The organism is Bradyrhizobium sp. Pha-3 (assembly GCF_042258615.1).
GTDB lineage: Bacteria > Pseudomonadota > Alphaproteobacteria > Rhizobiales > Xanthobacteraceae > Bradyrhizobium.
The window spans coordinates 6,106,146-6,125,976 of record NZ_CP170152.1; the positions used below are offsets into that span (position 1 = coordinate 6,106,146).

The 19,831-nt window shown below is 64.5% G+C and carries 19 protein-coding genes; 1 reads left to right on the forward strand and 18 read right to left on the reverse strand.

Annotation, left to right across the window (positions count from 1 at the left end; genetic code table 11):
- Positions 1-25 precede the first annotated feature (25 nt).
- From urtE to ACE10Z_RS29060, 14 genes are all read right to left on the reverse strand, one after another.
- Complete coding sequence (gene urtE, locus ACE10Z_RS28995; RefSeq protein WP_298367995.1) at positions 26-718, reverse strand: urea ABC transporter ATP-binding subunit UrtE; 693 nt, start codon at positions 716-718, stop codon at positions 26-28.
- Positions 711-1,463, reverse strand: a complete 753-nt coding sequence (gene urtD, locus ACE10Z_RS29000) for an urea ABC transporter ATP-binding protein UrtD (RefSeq protein WP_375783820.1) — start codon at positions 1,461-1,463, stop codon at positions 711-713. The genes urtE and urtD overlap by 8 nt, the downstream gene beginning before the upstream one ends.
- Complete coding sequence (gene urtC, locus ACE10Z_RS29005) at positions 1,460-2,599, reverse strand: urea ABC transporter permease subunit UrtC (protein ID WP_375783821.1); 1,140 nt, start codon at positions 2,597-2,599, stop codon at positions 1,460-1,462. Before urtC ends, urtD begins: the two co-directional genes overlap by 4 nt.
- A gap of 16 nt (positions 2,600-2,615) precedes the next feature.
- A complete protein-coding gene (gene urtB, locus ACE10Z_RS29010) occupies positions 2,616-3,485 on the reverse strand; it encodes an urea ABC transporter permease subunit UrtB (RefSeq protein WP_229164622.1) in 870 nt (289 codons plus the stop codon).
- 126 nt (positions 3,486-3,611) lie between these two features.
- A complete protein-coding gene (locus ACE10Z_RS29015; protein ID WP_173641995.1) occupies positions 3,612-4,862 on the reverse strand; it encodes a transporter substrate-binding domain-containing protein in 1,251 nt (416 codons plus the stop codon).
- Between the two features lie 127 nt (positions 4,863-4,989).
- On the reverse strand, positions 4,990-5,631 hold the full coding sequence (locus ACE10Z_RS29020) for an ANTAR domain-containing response regulator (RefSeq protein WP_092125390.1): 642 nt from the start codon (positions 5,629-5,631) through the stop codon (positions 4,990-4,992).
- Positions 5,628-6,782, reverse strand: coding sequence for a transporter substrate-binding domain-containing protein (locus ACE10Z_RS29025; RefSeq protein WP_375783822.1), 1,155 nt, complete (start codon positions 6,780-6,782; stop codon positions 5,628-5,630). The genes ACE10Z_RS29020 and ACE10Z_RS29025 overlap by 4 nt, the downstream gene beginning before the upstream one ends.
- 274 nt (positions 6,783-7,056) lie before the next feature.
- Entirely contained in the window at positions 7,057-7,506 is a 450-nt protein-coding gene (locus ACE10Z_RS29030) for a Zn-ribbon domain-containing OB-fold protein (RefSeq protein WP_375783823.1), read from the reverse strand.
- Positions 7,503-8,699, reverse strand: coding sequence for an acetyl-CoA acetyltransferase (locus ACE10Z_RS29035; protein WP_375783824.1), 1,197 nt, complete (start codon positions 8,697-8,699; stop codon positions 7,503-7,505). Before ACE10Z_RS29035 ends, ACE10Z_RS29030 begins: the two co-directional genes overlap by 4 nt.
- Positions 8,696-9,979 (reverse strand): CaiB/BaiF CoA transferase family protein, encoded by a 1,284-nt coding sequence (locus tag ACE10Z_RS29040; RefSeq protein WP_375783825.1) that lies wholly within the window; start codon positions 9,977-9,979, stop codon positions 8,696-8,698. The genes ACE10Z_RS29035 and ACE10Z_RS29040 overlap by 4 nt, the downstream gene beginning before the upstream one ends.
- Positions 9,980-10,032: 53 nt before the next feature.
- Positions 10,033-11,256: an ABC transporter substrate-binding protein gene (locus tag ACE10Z_RS29045; RefSeq protein ID WP_375783826.1), complete on the reverse strand. Its 1,224-nt coding sequence runs from the start codon at positions 11,254-11,256 to the stop codon at positions 10,033-10,035.
- A 27-nt stretch (positions 11,257-11,283) separates the two neighbouring features.
- A complete protein-coding gene (locus ACE10Z_RS29050) occupies positions 11,284-12,246 on the reverse strand; it encodes a PDR/VanB family oxidoreductase (protein WP_375783827.1) in 963 nt (320 codons plus the stop codon).
- A 12-nt stretch (positions 12,247-12,258) separates the two neighbouring features.
- Positions 12,259-13,578, reverse strand: coding sequence for a Rieske 2Fe-2S domain-containing protein (locus ACE10Z_RS29055; protein WP_375783828.1), 1,320 nt, complete (start codon positions 13,576-13,578; stop codon positions 12,259-12,261).
- 13 nt (positions 13,579-13,591) lie between these two features.
- On the reverse strand, positions 13,592-13,918 hold the full coding sequence (locus ACE10Z_RS29060; RefSeq protein ID WP_375783829.1) for a type II toxin-antitoxin system HicB family antitoxin: 327 nt from the start codon (positions 13,916-13,918) through the stop codon (positions 13,592-13,594).
- A gap of 215 nt (positions 13,919-14,133) precedes the next feature.
- On the opposite strand from ACE10Z_RS29060, the gene ACE10Z_RS29065 reads away from it, so the two are divergent.
- Positions 14,134-14,610, forward strand: coding sequence for a MarR family winged helix-turn-helix transcriptional regulator (locus tag ACE10Z_RS29065; RefSeq protein WP_375783830.1), 477 nt, complete (start codon positions 14,134-14,136; stop codon positions 14,608-14,610).
- A 9-nt stretch (positions 14,611-14,619) separates the two neighbouring features.
- On the opposite strand, the gene ACE10Z_RS29070 is transcribed toward ACE10Z_RS29065, so the two are convergent.
- From ACE10Z_RS29070 to ACE10Z_RS29085, 4 genes are read right to left on the reverse strand one after another with little or no spacing between them, the layout of a single operon-like run.
- Complete coding sequence (locus ACE10Z_RS29070) at positions 14,620-15,813, reverse strand: CaiB/BaiF CoA transferase family protein (protein WP_375783831.1); 1,194 nt, start codon at positions 15,811-15,813, stop codon at positions 14,620-14,622.
- A gap of 10 nt (positions 15,814-15,823) precedes the next feature.
- Positions 15,824-18,052: an acyl-CoA dehydrogenase gene (locus tag ACE10Z_RS29075; RefSeq protein ID WP_375783832.1), complete on the reverse strand. Its 2,229-nt coding sequence runs from the start codon at positions 18,050-18,052 to the stop codon at positions 15,824-15,826.
- 15 nt (positions 18,053-18,067) lie between these two features.
- Positions 18,068-18,877, reverse strand: coding sequence for an enoyl-CoA hydratase/isomerase family protein (locus tag ACE10Z_RS29080; protein ID WP_245452754.1), 810 nt, complete (start codon positions 18,875-18,877; stop codon positions 18,068-18,070).
- 56 nt (positions 18,878-18,933) lie between these two features.
- Positions 18,934-19,800, reverse strand: a complete 867-nt coding sequence (locus ACE10Z_RS29085; RefSeq protein WP_375783833.1) for a FadR/GntR family transcriptional regulator — start codon at positions 19,798-19,800, stop codon at positions 18,934-18,936.
- Positions 19,801-19,831: the final 31 nt, after the last annotated feature.

The following is a 19,831-nucleotide window of genomic DNA, read 5'->3' on the forward strand; positions in this document are numbered from 1 at the left end:
CTCCCTTTCTGAACGATAATTCCCGCTACACGGCCATGTGCAGCTGGATGAGATCATCGGTGAGCTCACCGATCGCGCCCTTGGCGACGACGCGTCCCTTTTCGAGCAACGCGAAGCGGTGGGACGCGCGCCGCGCGAACGCGACATTCTGTTCGACCAGTACGACCGTGATCCCGCGCTCGCGATTGAGCTTGACGATCACGTCCTCGATCTGCTCGACGATGTTCGGCTGGATGCCCTCGGTCGGCTCGTCCAGCAGGATGACCTTGGGCTGGGCGAGCAGCGCGCGTGCGATCGCAAGCTGCTGCTGCTGGCCGCCGGAGAGATTGCCGCCGTAGCGATTGAGAAAATCCTTGAGCACCGGAAACAGCTCGAGCACCCACTCCTCGATGCCGTTGGCCGATTTCGCCGCGAAGGTCCCGAGCGTCAAATTCTCCCGCACGGTGAAGCGCGGCAGGATGCCGCGGCCCTGCGGCACATAGGCGATACCGGCCTTGGCGCGCTGATAGGTCCGCAACGGCGAGATGTCGGCGCCGTCGAGCGACAGACGTCCGGTGCACCGGTCCATCAGGCCAAGGATGCTGCGCATCAGCGTGGTCTTGCCGACGCCGTTGCGGCCGAGCACCGACAGGAATTCGCCATTGCCGACCATCAGGTTGATGCCCTGCAGGGCGCGGCTGTTGCCATAGAACGCGTCGACGTCGGTCAGCTCAAGCATGGCTGATGCCTCCCGATCCGAGATAGGCGCGGCGCACTTCCGGATGTGCCTCCACTTCCGCTGCGGTGCCCTCAGCCAGCATCTGGCCCATATGCATCACCGAGATGATGTCGCCGATCGCCTTGACGAAGCCCATGTCGTGCTCGACCACGATCAGCGTGTGCTTGCCCTTCAGCCGTACGAACAGTTCGGCGGTCTTGCGGGTTTCCTGCGCCGTCATGCCCGCGGTCGGCTCGTCCATCAGGATCAGCTCGGCGTCCTGGGCGACCAGCATGCCGATCTCCAGCCATTGGGTCTGACCATGCGACAGATACGACGCGGGCTGGTCGAGCTGTTCGGTGAGCCCGACCAGTTCGGCGAGACGTTCGATGTCGTCGCGCCCGGCATTGCCGATATTCCAGCGCAGATTGCCGAACACGGAGGTGCGGCGCGCCCGCGCCACTTCGAGATTGTCGCTGACCGAGAGCTCGCGGAAGACGCTCGGCACCTGGAACTTGCGGCCGACACCGGCGCGGGCGATCTCGTATTCCTCGAGATCCTGCAGCGCGGTCCCGTCAAAGCTGACGGTGCCGGCGCTGGGCTTGACCTTGCCGCAGATGATGTCCAGCGCCGTGGTCTTGCCGGCGCCGTTCGGCCCGATCAGGCAGCGCAGCTCGCCTTTGCGCACGCTCATGTTGAGCGAATTGAGCGCCTTGAAGCCGTTGAAGCTGACCGAGACGTCGCGGAGGTCGAGATGCGAGCTCATGTGCTGCCCTCCGTCTGGCTGACACCTCGTGCAACCGCGCTGTTGGCGGCCTGTCTGCGCTGGGCAACCCAGCGCCAAGTGGACTGTGCAAGGCCGGCGAGTCCCTTCGGCAGGAACAGCACCACGAGCACGAACAGCGCGCCCATCACCAGCGTCCAGGTTTCCAGGAACGCCGCGGATTCCGACAGCGCGCCCTGCATGCCCGCGACCAGCACCGCGCCGAGGAACGCGCCGACCAGACTCTGCCTGCCGCCGACGGCGCACCACACCACCACCGAGAGCGAGAGCTGCACGCCGAGGAAAGTCGGCGAGGCAAACTCCATCACCACCGTGTAAAGCATGCCGGCGAGGCCCGCGATCGCGGCCGACAGCGCGAACACGAAGATCTGGTAGAGCGCGACGTCGTAGCCGAAGTAGCGCACCCTGCTCTCGTGGTCGCGGATCGCCTGCACGATCAGGCCCGCTCGGGACTTGGTGAAAGCAAAGGCAACCAGCAAGCTGAGCAGCACACATCCGGCGACGAGGTAGTAGGTCGCGCGGCCATAGGCATCGAACGCGACGCCGAAGAGCTCGAGCTGGGCGAGATCGGTGATGCCGTTGAAGCCGCCGGTGTAGCTCTGCTGGTCGATGATCACGAGATTGATCACCACCATGGTGGCGAGCGTGATGATCGAGACATAGACGCCGGTGACACGTCCCCGGAACATGAACCAGCCGAGTGCCGCCGCGACCAGCGCCGGCACGATCAGGCCTGCGGCGATGGCGAAGCTGAGCGAGCGGAACGGCTCCCAGAACCATGGCAAATGCTGGACATTGTTCCAGACCATGAAGTCCGGCAGTCCGCTCGCCCCCGTATGCACCGGCACGGTCTTGAGCTTCAGCGCCATCGCCATGGCGTAGGAGCCAAGCCCGAAGCTCATCGCCTGGCCGAGGTTCAGGATGCCGCCGAAGCCCCACGACAGCCCGAGCGATATCGTGAGGATGCCCAGCACCAGATAGCGCGCGACCTTGTTGAGCAGGAAGTCGTTGTTGAGCAGCACCGGGAGCGCGAACACCAGGGCGCAGACGATCAGCAGAGGTGCAAGCTGCGCGATCAGGCGCTGCAATCCGCTGGAGTTGGGAGCATTCGACGGCATAGATGAGCGATCTGTCTCAGGCCCGCACGCGTGCGGTGAAAAGCCCCTCGGGGCGGAAACGGATGAGCACGACGATGGCGAGCAGCACGATCGTCTTGGCCACCGTGTCGTTCTGCAGGAAGGCGATGCCGCCGGAGAGCTCGCCGAGGATGAAGGCGCTCGCCACGGTGCCGGCGAGGCTCTGCACGCCGCCGAGCACCACCACCATGAAGGCGTCGACCACGTAGCCGGTGCCCATATCGGGCGACACGCTCTTGAGCGGCGACACGAGCGCGCCGGCAAGTCCGGCAAGGCCCGCGCCATAGGCGAAGGTCAGCGCATAGACCCGTTTGGCGTTGATGCCGAACGAGGCGGCGACCGAGCGGTCCTGGATGATGGCACGCAGCTTCATCCCGACCGTGGTGCGGTTCATGAGCAACCAGGTCGCCCCGAACAGCGCGATCGACACGACGAACAGGAACACCCGATACGACGATATCGGAATGCCGAACACGTCCATGCTGTCGGCCAGCGCCGGCGGCAGCTGCACATAGCGCAGCTCGCTGCCGACCATCAGCCGCACTGCCTGTTGCAGCATGATGCCGACGCCCCAGGTGGCGAGGATCGTATCGAGCGGCCGGTTGTTGAGCAGGCTGAGGACGTAGCGTTCGATGACCCATCCGAACGCGGCTACCACCAAGAAGATCGGAACGAGGCTCGCCAGCAGGCCGAGCCCGAGATAGGTGTGGAACACCCAGGCGGCGTAGGCGCCGAGCATCACGAACTCGCCATGGGCGAGATTGATGATGCCCATCGAGCCGTAGATGATCGACAGGCCCAGCGCGACCAGCAGCAGGATAGATCCGATGCTGAGGCCGGTGACGATTTGTTCGATGAGTTGGTCCACGTCGGGATCCGCTTTCGATGTTGGTTTGGGCGCCCTGCCTCTCGCACGCATTCGTGCGAGAGACGGCATTCGTTGCGGGAAGCCGGCCGCCGGCGCCGCACGCCGACGACCTTCGTCAGCCTCCCGTCAGCTCTTCTCGACCAGGCCCTTCTCGGTGCAGGACTGCCCGGGATAGGCCGCGTAGGGCACCGGCTTCAGCCAATCCTTGGCTTCGACGAGAATCTCGAACTGGCCGTTCGACTTCGCCTGCGCGATCTTGGGCCACAGCCAGGTGTGCAGATTCTCCGGCTCGATCCGGACCTTGCCCTGCGGCGCAATCACTTCCTGGCCCTTGACCGCGTCGCGAATGTTCGGCGGCGTGAGATCGCTGGTCGCAAGCTTCTCGACCGCCTGTTTGAACAGATAGGTCTGGAAGTAGCAGGCTTCCGAGACGAAATGCGTCACCTTGTCGGCGCCCCAGCGCTTCTTGTAGGCCTCGACGAACTTCTCGTTCTCAGGCGACTTGTGCACCATGAAGTACGGCGCCGAGGTGAAGTGACCGGCGGCGGCCTCTCCGCCCATCGCCGCGACCTCGTTCTCGGAGGTCGTCAGGCTCGCCATCGGCATCTTCTCGGGATCGAGACCGGCAGCCTTGTACTGACGATGCAGTGCGACCACGGAATCGCCGACCACGGTGGAGAAGATCACGTTCGGCTGCGTCGAGCGGATCTTGTTGATGACGGAAGAGAATTCGGAATGGCCGAGCGGCACATATTCTTCCGCCACGACCTCGCCGCCGAGTTTCTCGAGCAGCTTCTTGCAGTAGTTGTTCTCTTCCTTCGGATAGATGTAGTTGGAGCCGATCAGATAGAACTTCTTGCCGAACTTCTTGACCAGCCAGGGTACGAACTCGTCCTGCTGCTGGTTCGGCACGGCGCCGGTGTAGATGACGTTCTTGGAGCACTCGCGGCCCTCATAAAGCGTCGGATACCAATAGAGGTTGTTCTGCCGCTCGAAGACCGGAAGCACCGCCTTGCGGCTCGCCGAGGTGTAGGAGCCGAACACGCTCACGCATTTGTCGCCGACGACGAGCTTGCGGGCCTTCTCCGAGAAGGTCGCCGGGTCGGACGCCGGATCCTCGACGATCGGCACGATCTTGCTGCCCTTGATGCCGCCGGCGGCGTTGATTTCCTCGATCGCAAGCAGCGTCGCCTTGTTGAGCGACTCCTCGATGATCGCAGTCGTTCCCGTCAGCGAGAACAGCACGCCGACCTTGATCTCGCCGCCGGCCGCGTAAGCGAGGTCGGCGTTCTTGATCCAGATATGCGGCAGTCCGGCGCCGGCAAACGCGCCAAGCGCCGCGGTATTCCTCAGCAAAGTCCGCCGTGAAATGCTCATCCCTAGCTCCCTTCAGGACTGAAAAAACAAAAAGCCCTCCCGATGCGCGCTTACGCGAGCATTGGGAGGGCTTTGTTGCCGGTTTTGTCGAAGGCGGCGCTGTCGCCGCCGGCCCCGCTATTGGGGCTTACTGTTGATGATCGTAGCCAAGCAGTTCGAACGAGTCAACAATCGCCGCGGCGACCGCACTTGCCGACACGCGACGATCCATCGCCTGTCGCCTGATGAAACCATAGGCTTCGGTTTCCGGCATCTGCCGCGTCGCCATCAGGATCGCCTTGGCGCGTTCAACCGTGCGCATCGAGCGCAGATTGTCGTCGAGCTTTTCGATCTTGCTGCGGAGCCGCCGTTCGTAGCTGAACTGGCTGCGCGCCAGCACGAGGCTGGACAACACCGCATTCTGCGTGAACGGCCGCGGCAGAACGGCGTTGGGCGTCGCATGACACAGCGCATCGGCGTGAACGGCTTCCGTCGCCGGCAGGATCACGACCAGGGCGGAGCGCGCATCGCCTGGAATCCACGGCAGACGCCGCGCCAGATCCGGCGAATATTCGCAGTACACCACGTCGGCATCGGCCGGCACGCTCTCCGGCATCGGCCAGACCTGGCGCACCCGCATCCTGAACCGCTGCAATTCGCGGAGCAACATGCCGACCTGATCGTCGACCGGTGCGACCACGACGGCCGACAGATCGGCAAGTTCCTGAACCATGGTCTTGCGTCCGCCGACGTCTCGGCTCAGCGACGGCTTACGCGACTGCTCGTTCATTGGACGCTTCCTGTTTGCGTTGCACGACCATATCCGATCAGGAACGGATCCGCATGCACCGGCTCCTTCGACTGGCTGACGACATCGAACTGTCCCTGGCGGTTGGCGCGTCCGATGCGTGTCCACAGATCGGTATGGCCCGACATCGGGTTGACGGTGACGGCACCTTGCGGTGCATCAAAACTGGTGCCGAACACCATCGAGCGGAGCACTTCCGTGTCGAGCGAATTGACCTGCTCGAGCGCCTTCGCAAACAGATGCAGCTGGAAATAGGATGCCTCGGCGCACATGTTGGTCGAGATGTCGGCGCCGAACCGCTTCTTGAAGCGCTGCACAAACGCGTTGTTGGCGCTGCCCTCGACTCCCTGGAAATAGGATGCCGCGGTGACGTGTCCTGCGCCGACGTCGAAGCCCATGGCGGCGATTTCGGCTTCCGTCGTGGTCAGGCTGGCGATCGGCACTTGCTTTGGATCGAGCCCGACATTCGCGTAGGCCTGATAGAGAAAGACCGTGCCCTCCCCCACGACGGTCGAGAAGATCACGTCGGGCCTGACCCGCTTGATGTCCTGGATGATCGGGACAAAGTCCTGCCAGCGCGCGTAGACATTGACGTAGCGCTCACCGACCACCGAGCCGCCGTTGCTCTTCAGCAGCTCCCGCATCACCCGGTTGGACTCGCGCGGATAGATGTAGTCCGAACCCACGAAATAGAATCGTGTTCCGAACGTATCCATCAAATAGCGGCACAGCGCGAGGCTGTTCTGATTCGGCGAGGCGCCGGTGTAGATGACGTTCGGCGACGCCTCGAAACCCTCATAGAGCGTCGGGTACCACAGCAGGCCGTTCAGCCGTTCGACCACCGGCAGCACCGCCTTGCGGCTCGACGAGGTGTAGCAGCCGAATATAGTGCTGACCTGATCCTCCACCATCAACCGTTTGGCGTAGTGGCCATAGGCGGCCGAATCCGAGCCGGGATCGTAAGCGACGGGAACCAGCTCGCGGCCGCAGACCCCGCCCGCCTCGTTCACCTCCTCGATCGCAAGCTGCGTGCCCTGATACTGCGTCTCCTCGATCACCGACATGAAGCCGGTTCGCGAGAACAGCACGCCTATCCGCCACGGAGCGGAGGTCGCTTGGGTAAGATTCGACATGATCAGGCCCTCGACAGAATTGGAGGGACGAGAGGGATTATTGTTCTTGTTGCTCTCGAACAGCGTTGCCGGGGGCGGAAGATTGCATGTCATCTGCCGCGAGACAAGGACCCAGGCAGCTCATCCTGTCAGCGCCGCTGACGCGAAAGCGGGCAAATCAGATGTCACCCGCGAATGATCACAGGTGCAGCGGTCCACGGACCATCTATCTCCGGTAGACGCGCGATCGATTGCCCGCATCAGGCGCAGGGGTCGATAGTAACTCCGGGGAAACCTACGCCCGGCGCCATTGCAGCAAGGAGTAAGGCGGATCCGACTCCGGGTGATGCTCGAAGACCCCTTCGACGTCAGCGCCGATTGCAACCGCCTGTTCGGGATCGCCGAGCAGATTGCCGACCATGCGGATGCCGCCGGCATGCGGCAATTCGACAAGCACCGCGATGTACGGTCCATGCCCTTTCAGCGCCGCATGCGACGGATGCCACGCACGTTCCCAGCTGTAGATCCGGCCGCGCGGCGCGACCTCGGTCCATGCCGGGTCGAAGGCGTGGCAGCGGTGGCAGAGCCACTCGGGTCCGAACTGCCAAGTGTTACAGCGGCCGCAGCGTTGCACCAGCAGCTTGCCCTGACGCAATCCTTCCCAATAGGGCGCGGACAGGCCGTCGGGCTCCGCGACCGGGATCGGCAGGCCTGCCGGGAGATGGCGCGCACTCGGCTTGCTCATAAGGTTGCCTCCGAACCCAAAATGAGGTTGCTCGCGGGAGAGACCATCGGACCTCCGATGACCATTGCGACGTCGCTGCGCCGAGCCTGATTCGTCGACGTGCCGCGCACCTGACGAACCGCTTCCAGGACGAGCTCAAAACCGTGCATGTAGCATTCGGCAAGGTTGCCGCCGCTGGTGTTGAGCGGCAGCCGCCCGGACGGCGCGATCAGGTTCTCGAAGGTCAGGAAGTCGTTGGCTTCCTCCGGCTTGAAGAAGCCGTGCTCCGCCAGCGCCATCACGACACCGCCGGTGAAATTCTCATACGCCTGGACCACACCGACATCGGACGGCCCTACTCCAGCCATGCGGTAGAGATCGGGGGCAACGGTGTCGAAACTCGCCGTGGCGTAGAGCGGCGCGTTGTGCGCCGTCGCCGCCGCGCGATGTCCGGATCCGAAGGCCGCACCGAGCAGATAGGCCGGCTTATTCCGGAATTCGACGGCGCGCTCCGCCGATACCAGCAGCAATGCCGCCGCTCCGTCATTTTCCATGCAGCAATCGTAGAGATGGAAGGGCTCCACGATCCAGCGCGAGGCATCGTATTTCTCGGCGTCCAGCGGCTTGCCGTGCATCACGGCACGCGGGTTGGCCTGCGCATGGTGATAGGAGGCGAGCGCTATTGCGCGCAACGCCGCTTGCCGCACGCCATGCTCGTGCATGTAGCGCTGCACCCGCATGGCAAAACGCTGCGGCGGCGCCAGCACACCATAGGGCATCAGGTAAGATCGCTCGCCCGAAACCGTATGGATCCCGCCCGCCTGTCCGAACCGGCCATATTGGCCCTGAGCCAGCGAGCGGAACACCACGACACAATCGGCGAGGCCCGCGACGATCGAGGCCGCCGCGTTGGCAACCGCAGCACAGCAACCGCCGCCGCCTCCGCCCCATTGCATGGTGGCGGAGCGCAATCGATGCGTCCCCAGCGCCGCGGCCAGCCGTGAGGCCTCGCTGCGATCGTCGCTGTAGGACGAGAACCCGTCGATCTCGCGGGGATCGAGTCCGGCATCCTGGCACGCCGCCAGAATGGCCTTCAGCGCTAGCTTGAATTCCGGATCGGGAGAAGCGCCGTGGCGATAATATTCCGTTTCACCGATCCCGATCACAGCCACGCGGCCCCGCAGCGTCCGCTCGTCTCTCGCGCGCGCTGTCACGGCTTGGCATCCTGTCGCGAGGGCTCGCTGCCGAACGCCCCGCCTGCGGCAAGGCGCGCGATCTCCGCTTCATCGTAGCCAAGCAACTCACGCAGTACATTTTCGGTGTGCTGCCCGACGGCCGGTGCCGCAACGGGATCGACGATCGGCGTCCGCGAATAGCGGATCGGCAGGTTCACGTTCGGTACCCACCCCAGCGTCTCGTGCGGGATCCGGGTGACGATTCCGCGCTCCCTTGCCTCCGGGGAGCGGATCGCCTCGCCGACGGTGCGCACCTGACCGCACGGAACCCCGGCCGCCCGCATCCGCGACTGCCAGTGCAACCAGGGCTGCTGCGCAAAGGCATCGCCGAGAATCGCGAACAACTCCTCGCGCCGGCGGATTCGATCGGGGCCGGTTGCATAGTTCTCGGCCGCCGCGAGATCCTCGCGCTCGAGAACCTGCGCCATCAGGCGCTGGAATATCTTGTCGTTGCCGCAGTTGATATAGAAGGCGCAATCGCTCGCCAGGAACACGCCCGACGGACAGGTGTCCGGGCTGGTATTGCCGCTACGCTTCGGATCGGCGCCGCTGAACAGCGACTGCATGGTCGCGTAGCCGGTCATCAGGACGGCATTCTCGAACAACGAGACCTCGATAGCCTGGCCCTGCCCGTTCCGCTCCCGCGCGAACAGCGCGCCAAGGATCGCATTGCTGGCCATCATCGCGGTGCTGATATCCATCACCGGCGACAATGCCCGCACACCCTCGCGGTCGGCATAGCCGTTCATGGAGACAAAACCGCTCTCGACCTGCGCGATCGGATCGAAACCGAGCCGGTCCGAAAACGCCCCGTCGCGGCCATAGGCCGACACCGAGCAATAGACGATCTCAGGCTTGATCTTGCGGCAGCTCTCATAGTCGAGCCCCAGTCGCGCCATCACGCTCGCCGAAAAGTTCTCGACAAGGACGTCCGCCGTCGCGATCAGCTCGCGCGCGACCTTCAAGCCCTCAGGGGATTTGAGATCGAGGGCAATGCTGCGCTTGTTGCGGTTGGTCCAGAGGAACGGCGCACCGTGCCTGAGATCGGGATGCACCGGGGGATAGCGGCGCAAATCATCACCACGGCCCGGCGCTTCGACCTTGATCACCTCGGCGCCCATGTCGGCGAGGATCATGGTCGCAAACGGTCCCGCGATGAAATGCGAGAAATCGATCACCCGGACCCCCTCGAGCACCCGTGGCGCATCGGCAGGGCGCGGCGTGTGCTCGGGGAAGTCGGCTTCAAGCTGATCCAGCATCGGGAGGTCCGTCGGTTTGAGAAGTGTTGATCCGAGGGTCGCGGGCGTCGTCGTCAATTGCTTTTCGGCGGCTCGGCGAGCGAGCATCCGCCCTGGTCGAGCGGCCGAAACGCCTCCGGTCCGGACAGCACGCCGACCTGCTCAAGCAGGTCCCACTTGCTCTTCGACGCATTCGGGCTCTTCACCTTGAAGATGTACATGTTGTGAATGGCACGGCCGTCCGCGCGCACCACGACCGGCCCGAACAACGCGTCGTCGATCGGCTTGTCCTTCAACTTCCGGATCACGGCCGGTGCGTCATTGGTTCCTGCCGCCAGCGCGGCGTCGAGATAGGCCAGCACCGAGGAATAGACGCCGGCGTGGAACGCGGTCGGCGACTGTCCGTGCTGACGCGCGCTGAACTTCGCCGACCAGGCGCGACTGGCATCGGTGAGGTCCCAGTAGAACGGCTGGGTGATGATCAGCCCCTCCCCGACCGCAAGTCCGCTCGACTCGACATCGTTGGTCGTGGTCAGCAGCGCAGCAAAGGTCCGCCCGCTCTGCTTCAGCCCGAACTCGGCGGATTGCTTGATCAGGCTGACCGTATCGCCGCCGGCGGTCGCGAACGCGATCACATCGGCGCCCGAGCTATCCGCCTGCAGGATGAACGAGGCATAGTCCGCATTGTTGATCGGCACATTGACCGACCCGAGCACGGTGCCGCCGCCGGCGCCGATCACCGCCGTGCCGTCGCGCACCATCGACTTGCCGAGCGCATTGTCGGTCGCGATGAAGTACCATTTCTTGCCGCCGTGACGCACGAGATAGGCACCGATGGTGTGCGAGGCCGCCCAGGTATCGAAAGTCCACTGGATCGTGTTGGGCGAACAGTATTTCCCGGTCAGGTCGGAGGACGCCGCGCTCGATGCAATCAGCGCCGCCTTGGTGCCGCGCACGACCTCGTTGACGGCGAGCCCGACAGCCGAGTTCGGCACGTCGGCAACCGCATCGACCTTCTCCTGATCGATCCAGCGGCGCGCGATTGCGGCGCCGACATCCGCCTTGTTCTGGTGGTCGGCCGAGACGATCTCGACCTTGAAGTCCGGATGAAGCCCCATGAAGTCCTCGGCCGCCATCCGGGCCGCCGTCACCGAACCTTCGCCGGCATTGTCCGAATAAGGGCCGGATGCATCGTTGAGCACGCCGATCTTGAGCGAGCGCGCTACGTCCGCCGACGCGGGCAAACTGCCGCAAACGGCCAGCAGGGCCATTCCGGCGATATGCGAAAGATACTTCATTGTTTCCACCCGTCGTATGTTGTTGTTCTAGAGATCGAGTACGAGCGTGCGGGACTTGGCACCCGAGCAGCAGATCATGACGCTCGTGTTCGCCGCCTGCTCTTCCTTGCTCAGAAACTGGTCGCGATGATCGGGTATCCCCTCGATCACGCGCGTCTCGCAGGTGCCGCAGACCCCTTCGGTGCAGGCGTAGTTCGCGGTGATGCCGGCATCCAGCAATGCATCGAGGATCGTCTTGCCGGGCTCGACCGCAATCGTGCGGTTGCTGCGCGCGAGCTTGACGTCGAAGCCGCCCTCGGTAGCGGGCGCTTCCCGCGCCTGGAAATATTCGACATGCACGCGGTCCGAAGGCCGATCAGCCGTCGCCGCCTCGAATGCCGCGAGCATTGGCACCGGGCCGCAGCAATAGAGATGCGCGTGGGCCGGCGCGTTTCCGACAATTGCCGACAGGTCGAAGAGACGCCCCGATCGCTCATCGTCGAAATCGAGATGTATCCCCGAATGAAGACCGGATCGGAATGCGCCAAGTTCGTCGAGGAATGCGGCAGCGGCGCGGGTCCTTGCGGCGTAGAACAGCTCCCAGCGGCGTCCGAGTGCGTCCAGACGTCGGATCATCGACAGCAATGGCGTGATGCCGATGCCACCGGCGATCAGGACCGAATGCTCTGCCTCTTCGTGAAGCGCGAAGTTGTTGCGTGGCCGGGAGATCGTCATGATGTCCCCGACCCTGACGGTGTCGTGAACAAAGCTCGAGCCGCCCCGGCTCTCGGCATCCTTGTTGACCGCAATCACATAGCGGTGCCGCTCGCGCTGATCGTTCACCAGCGAGTAGCTGCGGATCATGCCGTTCGGCAGATGCAGGTCGATATGGCTGCCGGCCGTGAACGGCATCAACTCGCCGCCTCTCCGCGCGATCAGCTCATAGGAATTGATCCGCTCGGCCTCGTAGCCGATGCGCTTGACCAGCACGTCCTGCGTCATTTCAGCCATGGCGGGACGCGCTCACAGCTCGTACCCGAAATCGGCGCCGAGCTTCGCCCGCATGAACGGCGCGCCGACATCGACCCAGGAATCCTCCGGCGGCAGCCGCAGCGACACCGCCCGCACCATGAACACGTCGGGATCCAGGACACCCTTGGGCTTGATCGCATGATCGCGATAGGCGCCGAGCGCCTCCAGAATGAAGCGCCGCGTCATCGCGATGCCGGTATCGCTCGAGCAGAGCGTCTCCCTGGTGCGATCGAAGATCGGCGAGACGCCGCTCTGGCAGGCGCCGTCCTGCACCCAGAGCCCCGGCAGGCCCGAGAACCAGGTGGTGCGCTGCGCCTCGTAGTCGAATTGAAAGCCGTTCTGCGGATTGTATTTGGTCCAGTAGCCTGCATACGGCACCGTCACCGGGTGCTGGACCAGCGCGTGGCGGCTGGCATGACCGCTCTCGCGGCCCTTGTGGCCTTCGGCGAAGACCTGCCGGGTTTTCTCCAGCAGCGGTTCCGACGGATGATAGGAGAACATGATGCAGAGCGTGTTCTCGTCATCGATCGGCACCCAGGCGTGCCCGCTCAGATCCGGGAACGGGGACAGCGGGGGCACCAGCGTATAGAACGGCAGCAGGAACTGGTTGACGCGCCAGTACAGCGTATTGGCATCGTAATTGCGCCGCGCGGCGATGCTCATGCCGAAGTCTTGCTTGATGCATTCGAAGGTCGGCCTCAGGTCGCGCTTCTGGATCCAGGCACTCGTCGTGCCCTGCGCGTCGAGCCGGCCGTGCAGCAGCGGCGCGTGCGCCGAGTCGATCTCGCCCTCGACCGCTTGCAGCCAGTTGCACTCCTGGACGCGGACCGAGATGTGCACCTGCTCGGCCGGCACCAGATTCCATTCGAGGTTCGGCAGCGGCGGGAGCTCGGCCTGGTCGGGACCCATATAGGTCCAGATCATCCCGTTGCGCTCCTTGCAGGGATAGGCCTTGATCCGCACCCGCTCCTTGAGGCGGCTGCGCACCGGCTCGGCCGGCATGTCCGTCACGGCGCCGGTGACGTCAAATTTCCAGCCGTGATAGACGCAGCGCAGCCCGCAATCCTCGTTTCGCGCGAAGATCAGCGGCGCTCCGCGATGCGGGCAGGCCTGATCGACCAGCCCGACCCGCCCTTCGGTGTCGCGGAAGGCGACCAGGTCTTCACCGAGCAGCCGGATGCGCTTCGGCTGTCCGTCCCTGGCAAGGTCCGCCGACGGCAGAAACGGAATCCAGTAAAGCCGAAACAGATCGCCGAGCGGCGTGCCTTTGCCGACCCTCACCAGCCGTTCATTGTCTTCGCGCGAGAGCATGGGTTTGCCTCCTTCAATTGCGTGTAGTCGGGGCCGCTACGCCGCCGAGAAGCACGGCGACGCGGTCAGACAGTCCGAGATCCTGAGCGGTCCAAAGCGGATCGGATGCGGTGAGCGGCTTGCGTGGAATCGGAGGCTGCTTGCCTTCCTCCACCAGGCCGACGATCAATTCGATGCGGCGCCGCTCGAGCTCCCGCAATGCGTCCTCGACGGCGGCGGCTTCCGCCGTGCATCCCGGCAGCTCCGGATAGGCCAGCCGAACCCGCCACTGCCCCGGCTCGGTTTCGACGGCCTCGGCCTCCAGCAAATAGGGAATCGACAGCAGCTGGCGCAGATCCAAGTTCAACCTCCCTGAACGATGTCTTGGCATCGCATTTGATACGTATACGTACTACATTGCCGGATGACTGACAAGGGCCGAACGCAAATGCATCGTGCCGGGAACGGACCGGGGTGCGGTTCACCGCAGGGTTGAGGACGTCAGGCCAAGCTGCTAACGGCTAACGCGAATTCGAAAAATCGGAGTCCGACGACGGCATGGCAGCCGACAAGGGTATGAAAACGAGCTCGGCCACGGATATTGCGCGCGACTGGCAACTCGAAGGCGGCGTCGGATTTCTGCTGCGGCTGCTGGAAGCCCGCTACGACGGGCTCTATCAGAGCATGACGCGCCAGAGCGACATCACGCCGCGGCAATTCGGCCTGCTGATGGCACTGTACCAATTGGGTCCTCTCACCCCCTCGGTGTTGGCGGAACGGATCAGCTGCGACCGCAACACGCTCAGCGAGATGCTGAAGCGGATGGTCGCGCGCCGGCTGGTCTCGAAGAAGGACAATCCGGACGACCGCCGCTCGCTCCAGGTGCAGATCACCGCCAAGGGCGAGGAAGCGCTTCTGGCCGTCATCCCGGCCGCCGCCGAGCTGCAAAACATCATGCTGGCCCCCCTGCGTAAGGAAGACCGCGCGCATTTCCTGAAATGCCTGCTCGCGATCGCGAAGGCCCCGCCGCCGGACGCTCCGTCCGATACCTGAGATCGCTGCCTAGGCCTGCGTCCTGCCAAACGTGCCCGCAGCGGCGAGCGCCGCGATTGCGTCCGGCGACAATCCGAGGATCCGCGACAGCACATCGTCCCGCTGCGCGCCGATCCCGGGCACTTGACTTCCGATCGATGTATCGGCCCCGGACATCTGCCATGGCGCATTGACGCCGACGAATTCGCCGGCGCCATCCGAGACCGTGCCAAACACACCACGTTGACGCAGATGGGCATCGGTCAGCGCCGCGCCCGGCGTCCGGTACTCGGCGCAAGGAACGCCAGCACGATCAAGCGCCGCGATGCATTCAGCGACGGTGTGACGCTCGGTCCATTGCTCGATCACCTGCATCATGGCGGTCCAGTTGGCGCCGCGCGCCGGAATGGTCGCAAAGCGCGGATCGTTCGCCAGCTCGTCCTGCCCCGTGACCTCGCACAGCGCCGCAAAATTGCGCGGCGTGACCGGAGCGATCAGGATATCGCCATCGCGGGTGCGGACCGGCCCATAGGTCGGACGTGGCGCGCTGATCGGGAACTGGGCTTCCTGGAGTTCATAGACCAGCAGGTTGAGCATGCAGTCCATCAAGGCCACATCGACGCGCTGCCCCTTGCCGGTGCGTTCGCGCTGGACCATCGCGGTCTGGATCGCGGAATAGCCGAAGATGCCGCCGAGGATGTCGGCGACAAAGATCGCGCCGGCGGCCGGACGCTCCCGGTCGCCGGCATAGCGCATCAGCGAGGTATCGAATCCGCTTTCGGCGTGCACGATCATGGCGTAGGCCGCGCGCTCGGCAGCGGGGCCTGTCTGCCCATAGCCCGAGATCGAGCAATAGATCAGGCGCGGGTTGATCTCGCGAAGCGCGTCATAGCCGAGGCCGAGCCGATCCATCACTCCCGGACGGAAATTCTCGACGAGGATGTCCGCCTCCGCGACCATGCGATGCACGAGCTTGATGGCATCGGCGTTCTTCAGGTCCAGCGCCAGGCTGCGCTTGCCGGCATTGAGCTGGCCGAAATAGGTGCTGTGGCCTTCGCGCAGCGGCGTCCGCAGCCGCATGTCGTCACCTTCCGGCGGCTCGATCTTGATGACCTCGGCCCCGACGTCGGCGAGCAGCCGCGCACAATACGGCCCCGCCACCATGATGGAAAAATCCAGCACCCGCACACCGGCGAGCGGCGCCCTGTCGCCATCCTTCTGCATCCGATCTCTCCTACCTCGGCAGCCCGAGCGCGCGTTGCGCGATCAGGCTGCGCTGAATCTCGTTGGTCCCGATGCTAATCACCCACATCAGCGAGTGCCGCAGGTTCTGCTCGAAGCGGCCGTTGTCGATCGCGCCCGGCATCTGCTCGGACAGCGCCGCGCGCATCCCGAGAATGTCGAGTGCGGCCTCGCCGAAGCGCTCCATCAGCTCTCCGGAGAACACCTTGCTGATCGCGCCATATTCCGGCGGCGTCGCGCCATCGGCGGCAAGCTCGGCACAATGCATCATCAATAGGCGGCCGATCTCGATCTCGGATGCCAGGGTCGCCATCCTGTCGCGGACGATCGGGTCATCGGCCAAGGACCGATCGCCGATGACATGCGAACGCAGCTGCTCGAAGGCGTGCGCGACCTTCAGGACGATGCCTCCACCGACCAGTCCTCGCTCGAAGGCCAGCGCGCCGGTCAGCACCTTCCAGCCGCCATTGACCTCGCCAACCAGGTTTCCGGCGGGAATCCGAACGTTGTCGTAGAAGATGTTGGCAAACGTGCCGTCATACATGGTGACGGATGGACGGATGGTGATGCCCGGCGCATCCATCGGCACGATGAACATGCTGATGCCGGCATGCGGCGGTTTGGCATCCTTGTCGGTCCGCGCGGCGAGGAACATGTATTTGCCCCACCAGGTGGTGGTCCAGATCTTCTGGCCGTTGATCACCCAGTGATCGCCGTCCCTGATCGCGCTGGTGCGCAGCGCCGCAAGATCCGAGCCCGCCTGCGGCTCGCTGTAACCCATGCCGTGCATGGCTTCGCCGCGCAGCATTTCCGGAAGATATTTCTGCTGCTGCTCTGGTGTGCCGAACATCATCAGCGCATTGGCCTGGATCGCCGCGCCGATCCTTGGTGCCTCGCCGTGCTCCATCGTCTCCATGAAGGCGATCTGCTCCAGCGCAGAGCGTGCCTGGCCGCCGAACTGCTCCGGCCATCCGAGGCCAATCCATCCGGTCTCGCCGATATTTCGGGCGAAGTTCGCATCGAACTCACGCTTGGCGAACGGCCTCTGGTCGAAGGCCTGCTTCGTGTCTCCGGTCCAGTTTTGTTCGAGCCAGCGCCGGACCTGCTCGCGAAACGCATTTCCGGCGGGCCCGAGGTTGTATTGCGGCAGTCCGGCGCCGTCCGCATCCAACAGTCGCGCGGCCAATCTGTGCTTTGCATCCGCGGCGCCACCGAGCGCGATCGTATCGAGATGCACGCGCTTGAAATGGATCGGCGCCTCGTGCTCCTCGGCGTAGCCGATCGCGCCGAATGTATGCTGGGTCTCCAGCGAGACCTGCCGCAACGCATTGCCGGAGAACGCCGATGCGCAATCGGCAAAGTAGCGCCAGTCGTCGTCGCCGCCATCATGCAGTCTGGCGGTATGCTCGAGGATCAGCCTGACGCCCTCGAGTGCGATCAGGCAGTTTGCCAGTTTGTGCTGGATCGCCTGGAACTGGCCGATCGGTTGTCCGAACTGGTGCCGTTCCTTGGCGTAATCCACGGCCAGCTCAAACACACGCCGCGCCGCGCCGTAGGCGCGCGCGGTCAACGCCGCCTTTCCCTTGATGCGGAGATCGTCCAGATCGGCCGCCCTGACGGGAACGCGCGTGAGCGGCGCTGCGTTCAGCCTGAGCTCGCAGAGTCCCCACGCCCCCATCGCGCGGGTCGCGACGCATTCCACGCCGGGACCGCCAAGATCGATCAGCGCAAAATGTGCTTGATCGAGCGCGACGAGAAGATGCGTGGCGCCTCCCGCAGCCTCGACAAAGCGAAGCACACCCGTTGCCTTGAGGTCCGTGACCTCGATCGAGCCCACCCCAGGATCGCGATCCAGCGCCCCGAACGAGAAGGCGACGATCGCCTTCCCGGAATGCAGCCGCTCCAGGAGGTCCACCACGACGTCGGCCTGCGATCCGGCGATCGCAAGATTGGCGAGCGCCGCAGACCACATCGGCGCCGGACACCCGGCGCGACCGAGCTCTGCCATGACCACGAGAATCTCGGCGAGCCCGCCTTCGCTTTGCTCTGCACCGAGCGCGGCGACGCCCTGCCCGACGAGCTTGCGCCAGACCGCCGACACCTCGTCCGGCGAGGACGACGCCGTTGCGCCGCGCGGACGCCAATGCTCGTCGAGGAAGCCGCGCAAGGAATCGCGCAGCATTCCTGCGACATCGTCATTCGACGCTTCGGTCGCGGCCATGGCCCGGCCCCCGAGCTATGCCTGGCCGAACCTGGGCTTGCGCTTCTCCTTGAACGACATCGTCGCTTCCTTGTGGTCGGCGGTCTCGAACGTCACCTGCTCAAGCGCCATTGAAGCCTCCAGCAGCATGTTCACGCGCTCCTTGACGATCTGGTTGATCGACAGCTTGGTCCAGCGAATGGCCCAGGTCGGACCGTTCGCGAGTTCGACCGCAATCTCGCGAGCCTTGGCCAACACTTCGGCGCGCGGCGCGACATGGTTGACCAGCCCGATCCGCTCCGCCTCCTTGCCCTTCAGGAGCGTGCCGCGGATCAGGAATTCCTTGGCCTTGTTGATGCCGATCAGCAAGGGCCAGATCACCGTGCCGCCGTCGCCCGCGACCAGGCCGACGCGCGAGACGTGGGTGTCGCCGATCCGGGCATCTTCGGCCATCACGGTGATGTCGCAGAGCAGCGCATGGGTCGCCGCAAGGCCGATGGCGTCGCCGTTGATCGCCGCAATGATCGGCTTGTCGAGCTCGAGCTGGCGGGTGACGCCGCGCCGGCTGATCATGGGATCGTGGACTTCGCCCTCCTCGAGCACGTCGCCGCCCGGCCGCTCGGACATCGCCTTCACGTCACCACCGACGCTGAAGAAGTCGCCGGCGCCGGTCAGCACCACGGCATTGACGGCGTGATCGTCGGCGAGGTCGTCCCAGATCGTCCGCAACTCGCGGATCAGCTTCTGGTTGATGGCATTGCGCGCCTGCGGGCGATTCAAGGTCACGGTCGCGACCTTGTCCGCGACCTCGACCGTCAGGCATTCATACTTGGCGTAGTTGGACACGTTTGCCTCCGTTGTTGTTGCTGTTTGAGTGTTGATTTATTCGCCGGCGCGGCGCGCTACCGGCGCAGTCCGGGCTGTACGTCGGCCAATGCGACGTGAAGCGACATGGCCCCCGGGTCCTGCTCCAGCATGCGCTGCACCGATTCCAGGTGCGAATGCAGCAACCGGCTCGCCAGCGCCACGTTTCGTTCGCTCAGCGCCGCCAGGAATTGCCGCCGCTTTTCGGCGAGCCGCGCCATCGCAACCCCGCTCGAGGCGACCTTGGCATAGACGAAGCGCATGTGGATCTCGGTGACCGAGTCGACGATCATCGCGATCACCTTGTTGCCGGTCGACGCAGCCAGCAGCCTGTAGAACTCGCGCGAGCATTCGACCCGATCGAGCAGCCGACCTTCCTTGGTCGCAAGCTCCGTTCGCTCGATATTGGCTTCCAGCGCATCGAGGTCGCCCCTTCGTGCATTTGCGCACGCCAGCTGCACCACAAGGTCGAGCACGTGGACCCGCGCCTCCGACAATTCCCGCACGGATATCGTCCCGAGGCTCAGCATGTCGCGCATGACCTCGTTCATGCGCCGGGTGTCGCCCTGCTGGATGAAGGCGCCGCCCTTGACGCCCTTTTGCAGCCGCAGCACGCCGGCCATCTCCAGGCTGCGCAGCGCCTCCCGCAGCACGTTCCGGCTGACGCCTAGCTGCTGGGCGAGCTCGCGCTCGGCCGGCAGCTTGTCGCCGGGCTTCAGCACGCCGAGCGCCAGCTGCTCGCGAATCCGCTCGCAGATCTCCTCGAACGTCCGCCTGGTGTGGATCGGCTTGAATGTCGGCGCGGCCGCGGTGGCGGCGGCACGGAGATCGGTGGCCCGCTCCCTGCGGTTCGGCGAGGCGGTGCGGGGGCGCTGCGGCGCGCGAGGGCTTGACTTGGTGCTCATGCGGTGAATTATTAAATGGATCACCCATTCA

Coding starts and splice junctions, on each gene's coding strand:
- ACE10Z_RS29045 (WP_375783826.1), bottom strand. CDS start 11,256: ATGAAGTATCTTTCGCATATCGCCGGAATGGCCCTGCTGGCCGTTTGC.
- ACE10Z_RS29020 (WP_092125390.1), bottom strand. CDS start 5,631: ATGAACGAGCAGTCGCGTAAGCCGTCGCTGAGCCGAGACGTCGGCGGA.
- ACE10Z_RS29030 (WP_375783823.1), bottom strand. CDS start 7,506: ATGAGCAAGCCGAGTGCGCGCCATCTCCCGGCAGGCCTGCCGATCCCG.
- urtC (WP_375783821.1), bottom strand. CDS start 2,599: ATGCCGTCGAATGCTCCCAACTCCAGCGGATTGCAGCGCCTGATCGCG.
- ACE10Z_RS29065 (WP_375783830.1), top strand. CDS start 14,134: ATGAAAACGAGCTCGGCCACGGATATTGCGCGCGACTGGCAACTCGAA.
- ACE10Z_RS29050 (WP_375783827.1), bottom strand. CDS start 12,246: ATGGCTGAAATGACGCAGGACGTGCTGGTCAAGCGCATCGGCTACGAG.
- ACE10Z_RS29025 (WP_375783822.1), bottom strand. CDS start 6,782: ATGTCGAATCTTACCCAAGCGACCTCCGCTCCGTGGCGGATAGGCGTG.
- ACE10Z_RS29055 (WP_375783828.1), bottom strand. CDS start 13,578: ATGCTCTCGCGCGAAGACAATGAACGGCTGGTGAGGGTCGGCAAAGGC.
- ACE10Z_RS29085 (WP_375783833.1), bottom strand. CDS start 19,800: ATGAGCACCAAGTCAAGCCCTCGCGCGCCGCAGCGCCCCCGCACCGCC.
- urtE (WP_298367995.1), bottom strand. CDS start 718: ATGCTTGAGCTGACCGACGTCGACGCGTTCTATGGCAACAGCCGCGCC.
- ACE10Z_RS29040 (WP_375783825.1), bottom strand. CDS start 9,979: ATGCTGGATCAGCTTGAAGCCGACTTCCCCGAGCACACGCCGCGCCCT.
- ACE10Z_RS29070 (WP_375783831.1), bottom strand. CDS start 15,813: ATGCAGAAGGATGGCGACAGGGCGCCGCTCGCCGGTGTGCGGGTGCTG.
- ACE10Z_RS29015 (WP_173641995.1), bottom strand. CDS start 4,862: ATGAGCATTTCACGGCGGACTTTGCTGAGGAATACCGCGGCGCTTGGC.
- urtD (WP_375783820.1), bottom strand. CDS start 1,463: ATGAGCTCGCATCTCGACCTCCGCGACGTCTCGGTCAGCTTCAACGGC.
- ACE10Z_RS29075 (WP_375783832.1), bottom strand. CDS start 18,052: ATGGCCGCGACCGAAGCGTCGAATGACGATGTCGCAGGAATGCTGCGC.